We start from the raw sequence: 17,412 nt of genomic DNA on the forward strand, positions 1-17,412 counted from the left end.
TAGCAAATCTATCTGAAAAATTTATCGAGCAAGCCTTGCTTTGGCGTTATTATCTCAGACGGCGAGCCGTTTGCGCTGTGATAGATTGCTTTGTTGTATTTCGTCGCGTAGTATCTGAGTAAAATGCGCTGTAAATTTGGCTCCGTGCTAGGCACGAACCAGCCGTTATTCGTCACCGCGATCATGACGTCAAATTCCCCCGTAAAAAGCTCGTCTCGCGTCGCTTCGTAGCAGATCGCGTTTCTGATTTTTAGGCCCTCTATCTCGTAGTCGCTAGGGGTGCTTGCCGTCTCAAAATCCTTCGCGCCGCCGAAAAATATTTTATTTATCAAATCACGCGCAAACTCCGGTAGCGGGATCTCCTCGCCAAAAGGCACGAGGATAAATTTATCCAGTCGCAGCATCTTGCCGCGGTCAAAGAAAAACGCCGAGTTGTAGTTGGTGCCGTTTTCGCGAGCCAGCGCGCCCGCGACGATAGCGATCTTTTGCGATTTTTCGAGTAGTTCAGAGGTCAAATTTCGCTCGTGCGTCATATAGACGGGAAAGGCGCTCTCGGGCAAAATAACCGCTCTAAAACCGGCGCCTATCGCCTCATCAATGATAGCTAAATTTTGATTTATAAACTCGTTTTTTAGCTGCTTGGCCCACTTTAGCTCTTGCGCGACTTCGGTGTTTGCGAGCTTTACTTCAAAAGGCAGAGTTTTAAAATTTGGCGTACCATACTGCACCGCACAGGCTAAAAGCGCGGCAAAAGCGATAAATTTGAGGCGGTTTTTGACGTAAAACAGGCACAAAATCGCAGCAAAAATAAACGCAAGAGAAAGCAGGCTCGGCGCAAAAATTCCCGGCACGAAAACGGCCTCTAAATTTAGCCAGTTAAAGCCGAAAGGATGAATGTTTGAAACCAAGATAAGCAGCAAAGCCTTTAGCCAAATTTGAGCAGGGATGCCCGCTATCAAAAAAAGCGCGCCGTAGATGATCCCGATAGCTAAAATTTCAAGCGGGATGAGGTAGCTAAGCTCGTAATAAACGAGGCTAAAGCTGATCCAGTAGAACCACGAAATCCCGATAAAAAATCCCGTCCAAAAAAAGCCGCGTCGGTCAAATTCGAGTAGTAAATAAAAGCCCGCGATCGCAAAAAACGGCGAGATAAAATTTAAAATTTCGCCGCCTAAAACATCGGCCAGTATAAAATTTGAGATTAAAATCGCGCCGACAAAGGCTTTTATTATAATTTTAGTGCTAAAATAAGGGCTTAAAATTTTTTTTATCAAGGAACCCCATGCAAGAAGGAAATTTCGTTTCATTACTGCCTCTAGTCGTGCTTTTCGCGATATTTTATTTTTTGGTTATCAGACCGCAGCAAAAACAGCAAAAAGCTCATGCCGCGATGCTAGCCGCACTCGAAAAAGGCGACAAGATCATAACTAGCGGCGGACTAATCTGCGAGGTGATAAAACCGGAAGAGGATTTTATCAGAGTTAAGCTTAACGACGACGTAATCGTGCGCGTTTCACGCGAATTCGTCGCGAGAAAAATAGAAAAAACAGAGACGAAAGCAAATGCGTAACGGCAAAATAACGTATAGGCTGATCATCTTTGCTTTGGCTTTGATTTTCGGCATTATCTTTTCCGCGCCGTCTTTTACTGACAAGCTAGGCGGATCTAAAATCAGTCTAGGTCTTGATTTGCAGGGCGGACTTCATATGCTCCTTGGCGTCGAGACCGAGGAGGCCGTACACTCAAAGATTAAGTCGATAGCCGCCAGCGTGAACTATTTTGCGAAAAAAGAGGACGTTTTGATCGATAGCTTTAAGATCCGTGAGGATAAGGTGGACTTTGAGCTGCTTGATGCGGACGAAGCTGCTAAAATCGACGGCATGCTAAAAGATATTAAGGGTCTTAACGTGCAAAAAGAGGGTCTAAAATACTCAGTCGGTCTAACCGACGCCGAGAAGGCCGAGACGATAGAATACGCGATAAACCAAGCGGTCGAAACGATCAGAAACCGCCTCGATCAGTTCGGTCTAGCAGAGCCTACCGTTGCAAGGCAGGGCAAGGATAATATCCTAGTTGAGCTTCCTGGCATTAAAACGGCAGCCGATGAGCAGCGCGCACGCGATCTCATCGCAAAAGCCGCGCACCTCCAGCTGATGGCCGTCGATGAAAAGCGCCAGTCGCAGGCAAACTCGATGAGCGAGGCCGAGGCTGAGAGCTACGGCGACATCGTCTATCCGGACGTCAAAAACGAGCAGATAAAATACGTCGTAAAAAACATCCCCGTACTTGACGGCGCGATGCTAACGGACGCTAGAGTCGCCTTTGATCAGCGCACGAACTCGCCTATCATCAGCTTTACTCTAAACGCCGAGGGTGCTAGAATTTTTGGCGATTTTACCGGTGCAAACGTAGGCAAGCGCCTAGCTATCGTGCTTGACGGCAAGGTTTATTCGGCTCCGTCGATAAACGAGAGAATCGGCGGCGGAAGCGGCCAGATAAGCGGCGGGTTTAGCGTAGAGGAGGCTCACGACGTAGCTATCGCTCTTAGAAGCGGCGCTCTTTTGGCTCCCGTAAAAATGCTAGAAAAACGAAGCGTAGGACCAAGTCTTGGCGCGGATAGTATAAAACAATCTATGATCGCGCTTGCGTCGGCTTCGGTTTTGGTCGTGCTATTTATGATAGCTTATTACGGATTTAGCGGCATTTTGGCAAATATCGCGCTTGTCGCAAATATCTTGATACTAGTCGCCGTGATGGCGATGTTCGGCGCTGCTCTAACGCTACCGGGTATGGCCGGTATAGTGCTAACTATCGGTATGGCAGTCGATGCCAACGTCATCATAAACGAGCGCATCAGAGAGCTACTGCGCGACGGGGCTAGTATCGCAACGAGCGTGAAAAAGGGCTATGAAAACGCGATGAGTGCGATCATTGACGCAAATTTGACCACGCTTATTACCTCGGTAGTGCTTTACGCCTACGGTACGGGACCTGTTAAGGGCTTTGCCGTTACTATGGGCATAGGTATCATCGCCTCGATGATAACGGCGATCTTGGGTACTCACGGTATGTTTGATACGATTATAAATAAAATAGAAAAAAGCGGTAACACGCGGTTTTGGTTCGGTTATAAAAGGGTATAAATGCAATTTTTCTCAAAGGCACATGTTTATGATTTTATGAGCAAGCGCTATATCGCGCTCGCCGTCTCTGCCGTGCTATTTTTCGGTTCGCTTTTTTTGATGGCGACGAAGGGCTTTAACTACGGCATCGACTTTTCGGGCGGTACGCTCATCCAGGTGAAATACGATAGCGCGGTCTCGCTGGATAAAATTCGCGCGGCTTTGGCAAAGGACGAAGCCTATAAAAACGCGAGCGTTACGGAATTTGGCTCAGCGGAAGAAGTTACGATTAGATTTTCAGGGGCAAGCTCAAATTTAGGTAGCGACGTCGGAGCTAGCGTTGCCGAGCTTTTAAAAGATACGGGCAAATTTGAGATCCGCCGTACGGACGTGGTCGGGCCTAAAGTCGGCGATGAGCTACGCGAAAAAGGCGTGATGGCGCTTGCGATCTCGCTTGTTGGTATTTTGATCTACATCGCGTTTAGATTCGAGTGGAGATTTGCGATGGCGGCGGTTGCTTCGGAGATTCACGACGTCGTGATCACGATGGGCGCGATCAGCTTTTTTGCTATCGACGTAAATTTGGACACTCTTGCGGCGATCCTTACGGTCGTGGGGTACTCGCTAAACGATACGATCATCGTCTTTGACCGTATCCGAGAAAATATCAAAACCAGCAAGAGCACGCATCTTGATACGATAATAAACGAATCAGTCTCTGCGACGCTAACTAGAACGATACTCACCTCGGGCACCACGCTCATCACGGTCGTCGTGCTATTTTTGTTCGGCGGAGATATGATACACGGATTTTCTTTGGCGCTGATAGTGGGCATCGTCATCGGTACGCTTAGCTCGATATTCGTCGCTGCGCCTATGCTTTTGTGGTTTAAATTTAGCGTGGAGAAATACCGCGCTATGGAAGCGGAAAAGGCGCGCGTACAAAGAGAGAAAGACAAGCAACGCGCGATGTTTGAAAAAGGCACTATATAAGGAGAAGCGATGAACTGGGGCAAGGTTGTTTATATATTTTTCGCGCTTATGAGCCTGACGACGACGGCGGGGTTTTTATACGATAAAAACGAGATTGCGCTATTTGTAGCGGCGAGCGTAAACGTGATCTCGACGCTGCTAAAAATCGGCGTCAAAAACGTCTTTGCCGCAGAGCTTTTTGCTAGCTCGCTGGTGGCTGATTTGCATCTTATTCCGGCTTTTGTGCTACTTCAGGTGAACGGCAACGCGCATATGGCGTATTCGCTAGCGATCGGCGCCGCGATAGCAAACGTCTTTTCTTTGGCGCTTGTTTTGGTCGAGTCCGGCAAGACGCAAGAAGAATTTTAGGAGTAAAAATGAGTGAAATTTTAAAATACGAGCCGGCGAAAATAGAAAAAAAATGGCAAGAAATTTGGAGTAAAAACGGCGAATTTGAGCCTAAAGACGACTATAGTCTGCCTAAAAAATATATCTTAAGCATGTTTCCGTATCCTAGCGGACGCATCCATATGGGACACGTGAGAAACTACACCATCGGCGACGCCTTGGCTCGCTACTACCGCAAGCGCGGCTACAACGTCCTTCATCCGATCGGCTTTGATAGCTTCGGCATGCCTGCGGAAAATGCGGCGATAAAGCACAAAATCCATCCTAAAATTTGGACTTACGAAAATATAGACTACATGCGCGGCGAGCTTGAAACGCTAGGACTTAGCTTTTCTAAAAAGCGTGAGTTTGCGACGTCTGACCCACTTTATACTAAATTTGAGCAAGAATTTTTCATCAAAATGTACGAAAAAGGGCTGGTTTACCGCAAAAGCGCAGTCGTAAACTGGTGCGAATACGACCAAACCGTACTTGCTAACGAGCAAGTCGAGGACGGATGCTGCTGGAGATGCGGAAATGCCGTCATCCAGCGCGAGTTGCCGGGCTACTATCTAAAGATCACCGATTACGCGCAGGAGCTGCTAGACGATCTAAAGCGCCTTGAGGGCAAATGGCCGTCTCAAGTACTCACGATGCAGGAAAACTGGATCGGCAAGAGCTTTGGCTTGGAGTTTAAATTTGAGCTTGACGAGGAGTCGAAGCGGATTTTAGAAGGCGGCGACCAGATAGATGGCTTTGAGGTATTTACTACGCGCCCGGATACGATTTACGGCGTTAGCTATGCAGCTTTGGCGCCTGAGCATAAGATAGTAAAAAGACTACTTGACAGCGGTAAACTAGAGGCGAATAAAGCTGAGAGAATTAGAAAAATTTTAAATCAAAGTCCGAGAGAACGCCAAGCTAGCGAAAAAGACGGTCTATTTTTAGGCATCAACGTCCTGCATCCGCTAACTGGAGAAAAAGTGCCGGTTTGGGTGGCAAATTTCGTTTTAGCGGACTACGGTAGCGGCGCGGTTATGGCGGTGCCGGCTCACGATGAGCGCGACTATGAGTTTGCGAGTAAATTTGACCTGCCTATAAAATGGGTAGTTAAACCTGCGCAGGGTGAATTTGAGGGCGGCAAGGCGCTAACGGAATACGGAATATCTATAAATTCGCCACTCATAAACGGTCTTGGCAGCGAAGAGGCCAAACTAAAAATCATAGAAAAATTTGAAGCGGACAAGATCGGCAAACGCGTCGTAAATTTTAAGATCCGCGACTGGGGTATCTCTAGGCAGCGCTACTGGGGCGCTCCGATACCGATGGTGCACTGCAAGTGCTGTGGCGTCGTGCCTGAAAAGATCGAAAATCTGCCGGTGACGCTACCTGACGACGTGCAGATAACAGGCGAAGGAAATCCGCTCGATAAACACGAGAGCTGGAAACACGTCAAATGCCCAAAATGCGGCGGTGAGGCTGTGCGCGAAACCGATACGATGGATACGTTTTTCGAGAGTAGCTGGTATTTTGCTAGATATGCGAGCGATGAAAAAACGTGGCAAGAACGCGCATTTGATGCTAAAAGCGTGAATTATTGGATGAATGTGGATCAGTACATCGGCGGTATCGAGCATGCGATCTTACACCTGCTTTACGCGAGATTTTTCCAAAAGGCTTTGCGAGATCTAGGCTACCTCAGAGACGACGAGCCGTTTGAGCGCCTGCTTACTCAGGGCATGGTACTAAAAGACGGCAAAAAAATGAGTAAAAGTAAAGGCAACGTGGTCGATCCAGATGACATCATACATAAATACGGCGCCGATACGGCTAGGCTTTTTATCCTATTTGCCGCGCCTCCGCAAAAAGAGCTTGAGTGGAACGACAGTGCGGTCGAGGGCGCGTTTAGATTTATAAACCGCCTATACGAACGAAGCTCGGGCGTAAAAAGATGCATGCAAATCCCGCAGATAACGCACGCAAATTTGAGCAAAGAAGAAAAATACGCGCGTATGAAGGTTTATGAAGCGCTTAAAAAATCAAACGACGTTTACGAGGAAAATTTTACGTTTAACACCCTAATCGCCGCCTGCATGGAGGCTCTAAATGCCGTAAACGCACAGGACAATCAGGACGTAACGACGGAAGCGTTTTTTATCATCTTAAATTTGCTAGAACCTATCGTGCCGCACGTCGCAAACGAGCTTAGTGAGAAGTTATTTAGCAGGGCAAATTTTGCTCCGATAACTATTTTGGACGAGGTTTTTGAAAAAGATAGCTTAAATTTGGCTATCACAGTTAACGGCAAGAGACGCGGCGAATTTGAAGCGCCGAGTAGCGCAGGCGATGACGAGGTTTTAGCTCTAGCTAGACAAAGTGCGGCTAAATGGCTAGAAGGAAAAGAAATAATCAAACAAATTTACGTGAACGGCAAACTCGTAAATTTCGTAATAAAAGGCTAAATCGTGAAGATAAAAATTTTACTACTTTTGGCGACTTTCATCTTGGTTGGATGCGGCTATAGGCCCGTCTCAAAGATCACGAACGACATAATGGGCGACCGTGTATACGTAAATGTGCTAATAAGCAAAGAAGAGCCTAAAAACAGCGTTTGGATCAAAGATAGCGTATTAGAGGGTATCGTAACAAGGCTGGGCAAACGCATAAGCTACGATAAAAACGAGCCAACCACCATAACCGTCTCGATCAAATCGCTTAACTATCAAGCGCTATTATATGATGAAAACGGCTATGTGACGTCGTATAAAGCGATACTAACGCTAAATTTCGACACTAAGTTAAAAGGTGGCAAAACGCTATCGGTGACGACTTCGGGCGAGCACGACTTTACCGTTTCGCAAAAGGTAAGGGATACTAGATTTGCAGACGGCGTTATCAGCGAGAGCGAAAAGTATAACGCTATAAAAGAGGCTTCGCAGGAGGCTTTTGACGAATATATCGCCGTGCTTGCGGTAAAAGGGCTAAAAAATGGCGACTAGCGTCAGCCAAGTCATAAAAGAATCAATCCAGACCATGAAAGAGCGCGGGCTCATGCTAACTCCGGATAACTACGCCGAGGTTTTTTGCGAGATAGCGAAAAAAAACGGCGTAATAGTGCCTGATTGCCAGAAGCTTGAAAAATACTCGGCTCGCCTAAACGACGAGCTTAAGGCGCAGCTAAAACAAAAAAACGTAAGAAACTTGGACGAGCTTTTTGCTTTTATGGCGGCTAGGCTAAATTCGCCCGGCCTAGCCGAGTATCCAAAACTAATAAATGCACTCGTAGCTATGAATAAAAAGGTTTTTCAAGCCGTAGCTTCGCTACATAATAAAAATGCTAAAAATTTAGCCGAAGCAAGCTCGGAAGCCCTAAATAGAAGACTAGATGCGCAAGCCATAGATAGAATAAAAGACAAATGGTTCGATTTTTTAACCGATTACGACGATAGTTTTTTGAAAAGATTGGGCGTTTACGGCGTTAAAAATTTTAGCGACTTAAAAGATATCGTTGCTGAGCTTGAGGATGTTTTGACGAAAGAGCAGGCTTGCGAAAAACTAGTTCCGCTCGTATCGGATATGCTAAGGCCTTCTATTACCGATAAAATCGACGGCGAGATAGAAAAAGTAAATAAAATTTTAAAAAGCGATCCAAAGCTTTTAGAAGAGTTCTCGGTTAGAAAAAATATAGAAAATTTGACCAAAAAGCGTATCGAGCTTGATAGGGCCGAGGTTTCGACGAAAGTTGGAGCGCTAGATAAGGTTTTGGACGGTATAAACGATCAAATATCAAGCCTGATCAGCAGTTCTTCTAAAAGTTCAAGCCAGATGCAGTTTATCAAAAACGATCTAAATTCGATAAATTTAAACGAAGATAGCTTTGAGGGGATCAGGGATAAGTTAAAAAATATCGCCGATACCTTGGACGTCGAGGTTAAACAATTGGGCGAGCAGATGCTAAGCGATCAGCAAACTATACAAGAACTACAAGCTAAAGTTAGCAGGCTAGAAGTAGAGTTAGAAAGCGCGAAAGCCGAGAGTAAAGAGGATTTTTTAACTAAAACAGCGACTAAAAAAGCGTTAATGGAAGAGCTTGGGCGTTTAGAGATTGATTTTTTACAACAAAATGCCGACTATGCCGTGTGTTTTTTTGACATAGATCATTTTAAAAATATAAACGATATATACGGGCACGACGCCGGCGACGTAATAATAGCAAGCGTAGGAAAAACTCTTAGGGGTAACTCTAGGGAAGTCGATTTCGTAGCTAGATACGGCGGCGAGGAGTTTGTGGTTTTGTTGCCGGGGTTTGATATAGCACAGAGTATAGAGTTTGCGGACAAGGTGCGCGGTGTGCTAAAAAACTCCAAATTTTTATACAAAGACGAGCGCATTAGCGTTACGGTGAGTTGCGGCGTTGCGATACGCAGCCAAAATCAAAGCCAAGCAGCCGTACTAGAAGCTTCGGATAAAATGCTATACCAGGCTAAGCAAAACGGCAGAGATCAGGTGATGCCTAAAATTTAATGAAACTAGAATATTTTTTAGAAAACAAACCCCTTTTTTATAAGGAAATCAACCGCGCGCGTATGCCAAATGCCTTTAAATTCGTGCAGGGCGCGTTTAAAATACCAAAAATCATCCATCTAATCGGCACGAACGGCAAGGGCAGCACCGGGCGATTTTTAGCGCAGATGCTCGCTCGCGGCCATAGCGTCGGACACTATACGAGCCCCCATATTTTCGAGTTTCGCGAGAGATTTTGGATGAACGGCGCCGTAGCTAGCGCAGACGCGCTCGAGACGGCTCACGAGAGGCTGATTAAAATTTTACCTCCCGAGGTCGCGCGCTCGCTTTCGTATTTTGAGTACGCGACGTTGCTTTGCGCTCCGCTTTTTGAGGGGTGCGACTTTTTCGTCTGCGAGGCTGGCGTAGGTGGCGAATTTGACGCTACGAACGTATTTGACAAGCGTCTTAGCCTCTTTACTCCGATCGGTTTTGACCACACGGCGCTACTTGGCGACACGTTAGAGCAGATCGCGACGACTAAATTTAACGCAATGGCGGACGCTGCTTTAATGAACGACGAGATGAGCGAGCTTTGCGTCGGTATCGCGCGAAAAATCGCTGCCAAAAAAGGAGCGACGCTCAAATTCGCTTCCCAAAATTTGACCAACGAGGATAAAAACGAGATCAAAATTTATGCGCAAGAATTCGGCTTGCCCGAGTTTTTGCGCTCAAATTTGACTCTCAGCTCTTCGGCGTTTAAGGAGCTTAGATTTAGCTTAAATTTATCAAATTTGGGTGCGCTAGATCTTGGCGGACGCTGCGAAAAGATCGCGCCAAACGTAACGATCGACGTCGGGCACAACGAGATGGCGGCGCAAGCTCTAGCTAAAAAATTTGCGGGCAAAAAGCTAAATTTGATCTTTAACGCCTTTGCCGACAAGGACATAAAAGCCGTCCTAAAGGCCATCAAACCGATCGTCAAAAAAACCTACATCATCGAGTACGAGACGCCAGGCCGCGAGCTAGCGACAGCGCAGGTAAAAGAGGCTTTGCAGGAGCTTGATATGGAGTTTGCTGACTTTACGGACGTGCGCGCGGACGAGGAGTATCTGGCGTTCGGGTCGTTTTACCTCGTGGAAGCCTTCCTGAAAAGGTACCGCGGTGCAAAGTGAGGTTTTTGAGTATTTTTTAAACGGAGGCGATGCGCAGCTGCTCGTCTGCGAGGATGACAAGGAGGCCATCGCGGCTCTTAGCGCGTCGGAATTTGCCGGGTTTAAGGCCTTTAGATTGCCTGATTTTAGGGCGCGCGAGGGCGATGATCTGCGTAGCTTTAGCGCAGAGCTTTTCGAGCTATCCTCCGAGCTAGCTAAATTTTACGAATTTAAGGGCAAAAAGGTCCTCATTAGCCCTGTTTGCACAGTGCTAAACAAACTTCCAGGCAAAAAGCATCTACAAAAGCTCACTCTAAATTTCGGCGACAAAATCGACCCTAGAGAGCTAGCCGAAAAGCTGCTACGCTTTGGCTACGAGGCGGTGGGTATCGTGGAGAGTGAGGGAGAGTTTTGCGTTCGCGGCGAGATCATCGATATTTTTTGCGTCGGCGCGCAGGAGCCAAACCGCATTTTGCTATTTGACGACGAGATAGAGAGCATCAGGCACTACAGCACGCAAACGCAAATTTCAAACAAAACTGAGCTAAAAAGCGTTGAAATTTCGCCTTTTATCGCGGCTCTGGGCGAGGCTGAGTTTGAAAAAACGTCCGAAAAAATAAAAGATATGCAAACGGACGCACTAATCAGCGATCTAAAGACGCTCGGATTTTGGGCGATAGATGGATTTATCGACTATACGCGCGAATTTAAAACGGTTTTAACGAAAAAATTTGACGGCTTTGAGCGCGATCTGGGCGAGGTGGCAAATTTGCCCGTATTGCCTGCGGCTAAAGTTTATAAAGACTTAAGCGTAACACCAAACGCCGATTTTTTTGAGCTAAATAAAAATAAAAAAATCAAAGTCTTAGCGCGTAACGAGGGGCTTTTTAACGCATTAAATTTGAGCGAATACAAAAACGTAGAGTTTGTGCAAACCGAAGCAGCGTTAAATTTGGTTTCACCAAGCGAGATCATCGTCTCACTAAATAAATTTGAAAAGAAAAAGCGCGCCAAAAAACCGAGTCTAGTCATCGACGAGCTAAAGGCGGGCGACTACGTCGTGCATGAGGAGTACGGCATCGGCAAATTTACGGGGCTTGAAAAGCTAACCGTGCTCGGCAGGACACGCGAGTTTGTCGTGATCGTTTATCAAAACGAGGACAAGTTGCTTTTGCCAGTCGAGCACTTAAATTTGATCGACAGATACGTCGCGGGTAGCGGCAGTATCGCGGTTTTAGACCGTCTAGGCAAGGCAAATTTCGCCAAGATAAAAGAAAAAGTTAGAGCCAAGCTTTTTGTAATCGCGTCAAAGATTATTTCACTAGCCGCCCAGCGCGAACTAATCCGCGGCGAAATCATCGAAAAGGACGATGCGGAGTATCTAAATTTCTTGCAAAACGCGGGCTTTGCCTACACGAGAGATCAGGAGCGCGCCTCAAGCGACATCTCAAACGACCTAAAAAGCGGCAAGGTGATGGATAGGTTGCTTAGCGGCGACGTGGGATTTGGTAAAACGGAAGTTGCTATGAACGCGATATTTAAATGCGTGAAGTCGGGCTTTCAGGCGCTATTTTTTGTACCGACGACGCTTCTTAGCTCGCAACATTTTAAAAGCCTAAAAGAGCGGCTGGGTAAATTCGACGTTAGCGTCTTTAAACTCGATCGCTTCACAAGCACAAAGGAAAAATCGGCCGCGGTTAAGGCGCTGGAGGCAGGACAGCCTTGCGTTTGCGTGGGTACGCACTCGCTTTTGTCGGTTAAGCCCTCAAATTTAGGCCTCATCATCATCGACGAGGAGCATAAATTCGGCGTCAAGCAAAAGGAAAAACTAAAAGAGATTTCAAGTGCCTCGCACGTGCTATCTATGAGTGCGACCCCGATACCACGCAGCCTAAATATGGCGCTTTCAAGCGTCAAGGGCTACTCAGTGCTACAAACTCCGCCAAGCTCGCGCCTAGACGTGCGAACCAGCGTGCGCGAGTGGGACGAAAAGGCGGTAAAAGAAGCCATCATGCGCGAACTGCGCCGCGGCGGGCAAATTTTTTATATCCACAACCACATCGCCACGATGCCTCAGGCAAAAAAGCAAATTTTAGACATCATGCCAAATTTACGCATCCTCACGCTGCACTCCAAGATCGACGCCAAAACGACCGAAGAGGAGATGATGAAGTTTGAAAACGGCGAATACGACGTGCTGCTAAGCACCAGCATCGTAGAAAGCGGTATACATCTGCCAAACGTAAACACCATCATCATCGAAAGCGCGAATAAATTCGGTATCGCAGACCTGCATCAGCTACGCGGACGCGTCGGCAGGAGCGACAAGCAGGCGTATTGTTACTTCCTCGTCGAAGACAAAAACGCCCTAAGCACAGACGCCCTAAAGCGCCTGGTCGCGCTTGAGAGCAACTCGTTTTTAGGCTCTGGCAGCGTGCTAGCCTACCACGATCTAGAAATCAGAGGCGGCGGCAACCTCGTCGGCGAAGCCCAAAGCGGCCATATCGAGGCGATCGGCTACTCGCTCTACATCAAAATGCTCGAAGAAGAGATAAATAAACTGCTAAACAAAGAGAGCTTTGAGAGTGCGAAAATCGATCTGAAGCTTAGCATAAACGCGTTTTTAAACTCGGAGTTTATCGGCGAGGATAGATTGCGCCTGGAGCTTTATAGACGGCTTAGCAAGTGCAAAGAGGTTGCCGAGGTTTACGAAATAGAGGGCGAGATCGAGGATAGATTCGGCAAGCCAGACATCTACACCAAGCAGTTTTTAAGCCTCATTATAATTAAAATTCTAGCGATAAAAGCTGGCTTTAAAGCCATCTCAAACGCCGAGCAAAATATAATGCTAACCGCGCAAAACGGCGAACAAACGAGACTAAGATCAAAGAGCAAAGACGATGATGACGTGATAGAGGAGATATTGATCTATCTTAGAAAACTAAACAAAGGACGGGCGGAAAAATGATAGACTGGAATACGACTGCCGCAGCGATTTATAGGCGTAAATTTGGAGCATTAAAAGGCGTGATAGACGTTGATTTTACGCAGCTTGAGGGGCTTATCGGGATCGAAAAGCAAAAAGAAGAGCTCGTAGAAAATACGCGAAATTTTTTAGAAGGCAAGGGCGCAAATCACGCGATACTGTGGGGCGCGCGAGGATGTGGTAAAAGTAGCCTGGTTAAGGCTGTTTTTACTAAATTTTACCCAGATGGCTTGCGGCTTATAGAGCTAAAAAACGACGAGCTAGAGATGATACCAGAGATCATTTACGAGATCAGGGATAGTAGCTTTAAATTTATCATTTTTTGCGATGATCTTAGCTTTGAGGCGGGGGACAGGAGCTATAAATTTTTAAAACCAGTGCTTGAAGGTTCGATCGAAAACGCGCCTAAAAACGTGTTAGTCTACGCCACATCAAACCGCCGCCACCTGATCAGCGAGCTAAAAAGCGACAACGATGGCGCGAAGGTCGGCGAGACGGAGCTGCACTATAGCGATGCGGTCGAGGAAAAGATCGCGCTTAGCGATAGATTCGGGCTTTGGCTTAGCTTTTATCAGGGCAGCTTTACGGACTATCTAAAGATCGTGGATTTTTATTTTAAAGATTTCGTGGGCGATAGAGCCATGCTGCACGAGCTAGCTAAGCAATACGCACAGCTTCGCGCTAGCCGCTCGGGACGCACCGCGAGGCAGTTTTATCTAAGCTATAAAGATAAAATTTGATGGCAAATTTAACTAGAGTGGGATTTGTCGGCGACATCGTCGGACGCGCGGGACGAAGCGCGGTGATGCAAAATTTGCCCAAATTTAAGCGCGAGTTTGAGCTTGACTTTATCGTTGCAAACGCCGAAAACGCAAGCGGAGGCTTTGGCCTAACCGCAACCAACGCGCACGAGCTGCTAGACTGCGGTATCGACGCGATCACGGGCGGCAACCATAGCTTTGATAAAAAAGACGTAGTCGCGCTTATGGACGCCCTGCCTATCATCCGTCCGTATAACCACTTCGCGGGTACGGCCGGGCGCGGCGCGATAAATTTGAGTAAAGAGAGCAAGAGTCTGAGCGTGGTAAATTTGATGGGGCACTACGGCTTGCCGCATACGAATAACGCCTTTTTGGAGGCTGAGCGCGCGCTAGGGGAGTGCGAGAGCGAAAATATCCTCATAGACTTTCACGCCGAGGCCACGAGCGAGAAAAATGCGTTTTTTAGGCTATTTTGCGGGCGAGTGGGAGCCATAGCCGGCACTCACACGCACGTGGGCACCGATGATCTTCAAATTTTAAACGGTACCGCATACGTGAGTGACGTCGGGCTTAGCGGGGCGTTTGACGGCGTCATCGGCATGGACGCGGAAGCACCCGTAAAGAGCTTTTTAACGGGGCTCAAGCACTCGTTTAAGGTAAATGAAAAATGCAGGCGGATTTTTCAAATGGTCGTGTTTGAATTTGACGGCGGACACTGCACGGATGCCTTTAAGGTCCGCGTGATAGACGGAGTTAGCGAGCCCTTGGTACAGCGAGCGGTTAAATTTATATAAACGAGTTCAAATTTGAGCAAGAGTCGCACGCTAAATTTGCTAATAAACAAAGAAAAAGGAAAACTATGGATAGCACGCAGCTTTTTTTGGCGCTAAAAAACGCGGGCGTAAAGGCTGACGCGAACGGCCCTCTGTGGTGGCCAAATGCGGGCACTTTCGAGGTCGTGGTCGGCGCCGTCTTGATACAAAATACCAACTGGAAAAACGCCGATAAAGCACTAAATAATCTAAAAAACGCAAATTTGATGAGCGTGGAAAGTATCGTAAAAACGCCAGTGGCCGAGCTGGCCCTGCTAATAAAACCTAGCGGCTTTTATAACACCAAGGCAAAACGCCTAAAAACGCTTTGCGATGCGATTTTTAAAAAATTCGGCGATTTTGAAAATTTCAAAGAAAACGTAAGCCGCGAGTGGCTACTTGGCGTCAAAGGCATCGGCGCGGAGACCTGCGACGCGGTGCTTTGCTATGCGTGCGGACGCGACGTGATGGTCGTAGATAGCTACGCTTTACGGATTTTGAGCTTTTTGGGGTACGAGTTTGAAAGCTACGACGAGGCGCAGGAGTGGCTGGGGGGCGTAGATAGCGAGAAAATTTGCAAAGCCTACGGACGCGAGCTAGAGATGAATGAAATTTACGCCAAATTTCACGGCAAGATAGTGGAGTTTTGCAAGGCGCACTTTAACGGAAAGAGGCTTGACGAAGCAGGTGAAGAGATACTAAAATCCATAAAATAGGAGCAAAGATGAAGATAAATTTTATAAATTTACAAGCTCAGTATCAAAAATACAAAAACGAAATCGACGAGCAGATCAAAGAGGTGCTAGATAGCTCGGTCTATATCGGCGGCAAGGTCGGCGAGCTGGAGGAAAATCTGGCTAAATTTAGCGGCGCAAAGCACGCGGTAGCTTGCAGTAGCGGCACGGACGCGTTACTACTTGCCTTTATGGCGCTTGATATAAAGCCCGGCGACGAGGTCATCACGACGCCTTTTACCTTTATTGCGACGGCCGAGATGATAGCTTTTTTGGGCGCAAAGCCCGTGTTCGTCGATATTGACGAAAAGACGTATAATATCGATCCAAATTTGATCGAGGCAAAGATCACGCCAAAGACCAAGGCTATCGTGCCGGTGTCGCTTTTTGGGCAGGCGGCCGATATGGCGGCGATAAACGCCATCGCGCAAAAGCACAGCCTAACGGTCATCGAGGATGCTGCGCAAAGTTTTGGTGCGAGCCAAAACGGCGTAAAATCCTGCAATCTCTCGCGCATCGCTACGACCTCGTTTTTCCCGGCTAAGCCGCTTGGTTGCTACGGCGACGGAGGCGCGATATTTACGAACGACGACGCCCTGAACGAAAAAATGCGCATCCTGCTAAATCACGGCCAGTCCGAGCGCTACATCCACAAATACGTCGGCATAAACGGCAGACTCGACGCCATCCAGGCGGGCATTTTAAACGTCAAGCTAAAATACCTTGACGCCGAAATCGCAAAACGACAAGAGGTCGCGGCGAGATATACTAGCGAGCTAAAGGGCGTCGTAGCGCCTTTCGTTGCGGAGGGTAACGTCTCGGCGTGGGCGCAGTACTGCATCCGCGTAAAAGATAGGGCAAAGATGCTAGAAATCTGCGCGCAAAAAGGCGTGCCGACGGGAGTTTATTACCCCGTGCCGCTGCATTTGCAAGAGGTGTTTGGCTATCTTGGCTACAAGCGGGGAGATTTTGTCGTGAGCGAGGCTGTAGCGCAGGATATAATGGCGCTGCCGATGTCTGCGTTTGTGACCAAAGAGGAGCAAGACTACGTCATCGAGGTTATAAATAATGCTTAAATTTGCGCTCATAGGTCTTGGCGTCATGGGCAAAAATCATTACCGCACGCTGCAAAACGTCGCTGGCGTGCAGATAGTCGCTCTTTGCGATCCGTTTTGCAAGGAAAATTTTGCGCATAAAGTTTATGCTGATCTTGACGAGATGCTAGAGAGCGAAAATCTAGACGCCGCCATCATCGCTACGCCAACCTCGCTACATAAAGAAGCGGCGCTAAAATGCATGCAAAAGGGGCTAAATTTGCTCATCGAAAAGCCCGTTTGCGCAAATGTCGCGGACGCTCAAATTTTACTAGAGGAAGCTAAGCGGCGAGATATAAAAGTAGCAGTCGGGCACGTTGAGCGCTTTAATCCCGCGATCACGGCGCTAAAAAAAGAGCTTGAAAACGAGGAAATTTACAGCGCACAAATAACTAGAAACGCGCCATTTCCGCAGCGAATCACGGACGTGGGGATACTGGCTGACTTAGCGGTGCACGACATAGATCTTATTAGATTTTTAAGCGGCAAAGAGATAAAAATCGCGGATATAAAAAGCTCGCGCAAAATCCACGCCAAATTTGAAGATAATGCGGTTTTGTCGTTTGAGCTTGAGGGCGAGATAACGGCTCTCATCGCCACTAGCTGGCTTGCGCATAGACGCAAAAGAAAGGTCGAGGTCGCTTGCAAAGGGGCGGTTTACGAGGCTGATTTGCTAAATCAGAGCCTTGTTAAATTTAGCGAATTTGACGCAAGCGCGTGCAAAATGCAAAATATATTCGTCAAAAGAACCGATCCGCTAACAAGCGAGCTAGAGGACTTCGTGCGTCTTTTAGGCGACAAGAAAAGCGTGGGCGCTAGCATAGAAGACAGCTTAAAAACGCTAAAAATCATAGAGAGTGCGAGCTAAATTTTAGGCTGAAATATAA

At 47.3% G+C, this 17,412-nt stretch carries 15 protein-coding genes; 14 read left to right on the plus strand and 1 reads right to left on the minus strand.

All coding sequences use genetic code 11. The features are described 5' to 3' along the window. Positions 1-8: 8 nt before the first annotated feature. A complete protein-coding gene (locus Q0386_RS01515; protein WP_299026065.1) occupies positions 9-1,307 on the minus strand; it encodes an apolipoprotein N-acyltransferase in 1,299 nt (432 codons plus the stop codon). On the opposite strand from Q0386_RS01515, the gene yajC reads away from it, so the two are divergent. The 14 genes from yajC (at position 1,283) to Q0386_RS01585 (ending at position 17,393) form a co-directional block, all read left to right on the plus strand. Next, positions 1,283-1,570 (plus strand): preprotein translocase subunit YajC, encoded by a 288-nt coding sequence (gene yajC, locus Q0386_RS01520; RefSeq protein WP_299026068.1) that lies wholly within the window; start codon positions 1,283-1,285, stop codon positions 1,568-1,570. The two genes, Q0386_RS01515 and yajC, sit on opposite strands and share 25 nt — an antisense overlap. After that, entirely contained in the window at positions 1,563-3,143 is a 1,581-nt protein-coding gene (gene secD / locus Q0386_RS01525) for a protein translocase subunit SecD (RefSeq protein WP_299026071.1), read from the plus strand. The genes yajC and secD overlap by 8 nt, the downstream gene beginning before the upstream one ends. Further along, complete coding sequence (gene secF / locus Q0386_RS01530; protein WP_122871122.1) at positions 3,144-4,115, plus strand: protein translocase subunit SecF; 972 nt, start codon at positions 3,144-3,146, stop codon at positions 4,113-4,115. It abuts the gene before it with no gap. 9 nt (positions 4,116-4,124) lie between these two features. Beyond that, positions 4,125-4,463: a DUF6394 family protein gene (locus tag Q0386_RS01535; RefSeq protein ID WP_002953043.1), complete on the plus strand. Its 339-nt coding sequence runs from the start codon at positions 4,125-4,127 to the stop codon at positions 4,461-4,463. A gap of 8 nt (positions 4,464-4,471) precedes the next feature. Continuing rightward, entirely contained in the window at positions 4,472-6,943 is a 2,472-nt protein-coding gene (leuS, locus tag Q0386_RS01540) for a leucine--tRNA ligase (protein WP_299026083.1), read from the plus strand. Positions 6,944-6,946: 3 nt separating this feature from the next. Continuing rightward, on the plus strand, positions 6,947-7,480 hold the full coding sequence (locus tag Q0386_RS01545; RefSeq protein ID WP_298946114.1) for an LPS assembly lipoprotein LptE: 534 nt from the start codon (positions 6,947-6,949) through the stop codon (positions 7,478-7,480). Continuing rightward, a complete protein-coding gene (locus tag Q0386_RS01550) occupies positions 7,470-9,005 on the plus strand; it encodes a GGDEF domain-containing protein (RefSeq protein WP_299026086.1) in 1,536 nt (511 codons plus the stop codon). Before Q0386_RS01545 ends, Q0386_RS01550 begins: the two co-directional genes overlap by 11 nt. After that, positions 9,005-10,159 carry a bifunctional folylpolyglutamate synthase/dihydrofolate synthase gene (locus tag Q0386_RS01555; RefSeq protein WP_299026088.1) on the plus strand — a complete coding sequence of 385 codons (1,155 nt, stop codon included), beginning with the start codon at positions 9,005-9,007 and terminating at the stop codon, positions 10,157-10,159. The genes Q0386_RS01550 and Q0386_RS01555 overlap by 1 nt, the downstream gene beginning before the upstream one ends. After that, positions 10,149-13,106, plus strand: a complete 2,958-nt coding sequence (gene mfd, locus Q0386_RS01560; RefSeq protein WP_299026093.1) for a transcription-repair coupling factor — start codon at positions 10,149-10,151, stop codon at positions 13,104-13,106. The genes Q0386_RS01555 and mfd overlap by 11 nt, the downstream gene beginning before the upstream one ends. Next, entirely contained in the window at positions 13,103-13,864 is a 762-nt protein-coding gene (locus Q0386_RS01565; RefSeq protein ID WP_299026098.1) for an ATP-binding protein, read from the plus strand. Before mfd ends, Q0386_RS01565 begins: the two co-directional genes overlap by 4 nt. Further along, positions 13,864-14,679, plus strand: coding sequence for a TIGR00282 family metallophosphoesterase (locus Q0386_RS01570; protein WP_299026101.1), 816 nt, complete (start codon positions 13,864-13,866; stop codon positions 14,677-14,679). The genes Q0386_RS01565 and Q0386_RS01570 overlap by 1 nt, the downstream gene beginning before the upstream one ends. A 65-nt stretch (positions 14,680-14,744) precedes the next feature. Further along, positions 14,745-15,413 (plus strand): 3-methyladenine DNA glycosylase, encoded by a 669-nt coding sequence (locus Q0386_RS01575; RefSeq protein WP_299026104.1) that lies wholly within the window; start codon positions 14,745-14,747, stop codon positions 15,411-15,413. Between the two features lie 8 nt (positions 15,414-15,421). Beyond that, the gene (locus tag Q0386_RS01580; protein ID WP_299026107.1) at positions 15,422-16,507 is read left to right on the plus strand and encodes a DegT/DnrJ/EryC1/StrS aminotransferase family protein; all 1,086 of its coding nucleotides are present in this window, start codon (positions 15,422-15,424) and stop codon (positions 16,505-16,507) included. Continuing rightward, complete coding sequence (locus Q0386_RS01585; protein WP_299026110.1) at positions 16,500-17,393, plus strand: Gfo/Idh/MocA family oxidoreductase; 894 nt, start codon at positions 16,500-16,502, stop codon at positions 17,391-17,393. The genes Q0386_RS01580 and Q0386_RS01585 overlap by 8 nt, the downstream gene beginning before the upstream one ends. Positions 17,394-17,412: the final 19 nt, after the last annotated feature.

This window comes from uncultured Campylobacter sp. (assembly GCF_938045625.1).
Classification (GTDB): domain Bacteria; phylum Campylobacterota; class Campylobacteria; order Campylobacterales; family Campylobacteraceae; genus Campylobacter_A.

Bases quoted from the DNA above. Each gene is read 5' to 3' on its own strand.
- Q0386_RS01570 (WP_299026101.1), top strand. From the start codon at position 13,864: ATGGCAAATTTAACTAGAGTGGGATTTGTCGGCGACATCGTCGGACGC.
- yajC (WP_299026068.1), top strand. From the start codon at position 1,283: ATGCAAGAAGGAAATTTCGTTTCATTACTGCCTCTAGTCGTGCTTTTC.
- secF (WP_122871122.1), top strand. From the start codon at position 3,144: ATGCAATTTTTCTCAAAGGCACATGTTTATGATTTTATGAGCAAGCGC.
- Q0386_RS01580 (WP_299026107.1), top strand. From the start codon at position 15,422: ATGAAGATAAATTTTATAAATTTACAAGCTCAGTATCAAAAATACAAA.
- secD (WP_299026071.1), top strand. From the start codon at position 1,563: ATGCGTAACGGCAAAATAACGTATAGGCTGATCATCTTTGCTTTGGCT.
- leuS (WP_299026083.1), top strand. From the start codon at position 4,472: ATGAGTGAAATTTTAAAATACGAGCCGGCGAAAATAGAAAAAAAATGG.
- Q0386_RS01585 (WP_299026110.1), top strand. From the start codon at position 16,500: ATGCTTAAATTTGCGCTCATAGGTCTTGGCGTCATGGGCAAAAATCAT.
- Q0386_RS01555 (WP_299026088.1), top strand. From the start codon at position 9,005: ATGAAACTAGAATATTTTTTAGAAAACAAACCCCTTTTTTATAAGGAA.
- Q0386_RS01575 (WP_299026104.1), top strand. From the start codon at position 14,745: ATGGATAGCACGCAGCTTTTTTTGGCGCTAAAAAACGCGGGCGTAAAG.
- Q0386_RS01515 (WP_299026065.1), bottom strand. From the start codon at position 1,307: ATGAAACGAAATTTCCTTCTTGCATGGGGTTCCTTGATAAAAAAAATT.
- Q0386_RS01565 (WP_299026098.1), top strand. From the start codon at position 13,103: ATGATAGACTGGAATACGACTGCCGCAGCGATTTATAGGCGTAAATTT.
- Q0386_RS01550 (WP_299026086.1), top strand. From the start codon at position 7,470: ATGGCGACTAGCGTCAGCCAAGTCATAAAAGAATCAATCCAGACCATG.
- Q0386_RS01535 (WP_002953043.1), top strand. From the start codon at position 4,125: ATGAACTGGGGCAAGGTTGTTTATATATTTTTCGCGCTTATGAGCCTG.